Genomic DNA, 1,233 nt, shown 5'->3' on the forward strand with positions numbered 1-1,233 from the left:
GAACGGCGGACCGCCACCATGGTCTGCACGGCGTTCAGCTTGGGGTTAATGTCGTCGGAGCCCGCCGGGAGCACGCCGGCTACGGCGTGCACGACCGGCCAGGAGATCGAGGCCGCACTCGACGCGCTCGGTGTGCAGCGCCGCCTCACCACGACGGTGACCGAGGTAGGCGAGGGCTATGCCGTCCTGTCCGACGGCACCAATGTCGAGGCCGACGCGGTGGTCTGGTCCGCGGGGATGCGTGCCAGCGCCCTGACCCGGCAGCTCTCCGACGACCTCGACCACCTCGGCCGGGTGCTGGTCGACCAGTGGTTGCGCGCACTGCCCGAGGTGTTCGCCGCCGGGGACACCGCCGCCGCGGCGTTCGACCCCGAGCACACCGTCATGCAGGCCTGCCAGCACGCCACCCCGATGGGCAAGGTCGCCGGCTACAACGCGGCAGCCGACCTGCTGCGGATGCCGCTGCGCCAGTTCACTCCCGGCCCATACGTCACCTGCCTGGACCTCGGCAAGGCCGGAGGAGTGTTCACCCGCGGCTGGGACCGCAGGGTGATGGCCTCAGGCGTCGAGGGCAAGGAGATCAAACTACGGATCAACCAGGCGATTCACCCACCGGTCGACGACGCCGAGAAGATCCTCGCCGCCGCCGACTGCGTCTATATCGAACTCCCCTTCTTTCCCCGCCCGGCGGAGAAGCCTGCTCCCGCCGCGTAACCACATATCTGCCGGAACTGTGGCGGCCCAGCCCTGCGCCGCCACAGTTCCAGCAGATGCCGAGACGCCGCCGCTGCTGGAATCGCGCCGCAGAGTTGCCATACCTGGTATCGATGATCCGGGCATGCGGTAAATATTGGAATCGGGACGCGCGGGTGCTCAGAACAGGGTGTCGCGCACGCGCAGCGGCCGGTAGCCGGTGGGGCCGAGTTGAGCGAGCTCGGCGTCGATGTCGACCTCGATCGCGCCGAAGAAGTTGATGTTTTCGCTGTGGGCGGGTGAGATGTGGGCCAGCACATCGGCGTCTATGCGGCGGCCCTGACGGCGCATCTGATCGACCGCGAGACCGTAATACTCTGTGGTCCAGGCGATTACTGCGTTGGTGGCCAGGGTCAGGCACCAGGCTTGTTCGGTCTGGGCTTCCAGGGGTCGCCGTAGTATCGGCCGAATTTCGGGCGGATATGGCGTAGCGGGCTGGTAGAGCAGGGTTTTTGTGTTTGGGGTGCGGGGTTGGGTGGT

2 protein-coding genes are annotated in these 1,233 nt (G+C 67.3%); one reads left to right on the forward strand and one right to left on the reverse strand.

Features of this window, described 5'->3' with window-relative positions:
* Window positions 1-48 precede the first annotated feature (48 nt).
* On the forward strand, window positions 49-714 hold the full coding sequence (locus ACWEO7_RS39585) for an FAD-dependent oxidoreductase (protein ID WP_452430996.1): 666 nt from the start codon (window positions 49-51) through the stop codon (window positions 712-714).
* A gap of 159 nt (window positions 715-873) precedes the next feature.
* On the opposite strand, the gene ACWEO7_RS39590 is transcribed toward ACWEO7_RS39585, so the two are convergent.
* The coding region (locus tag ACWEO7_RS39590; protein ID WP_452430998.1) for a Tn3 family transposase at window positions 874-1,233 on the reverse strand (360 nt) is incomplete at its 5' end.

It is taken from the genome of Nocardia sp. NPDC004260 (assembly GCF_053603155.1).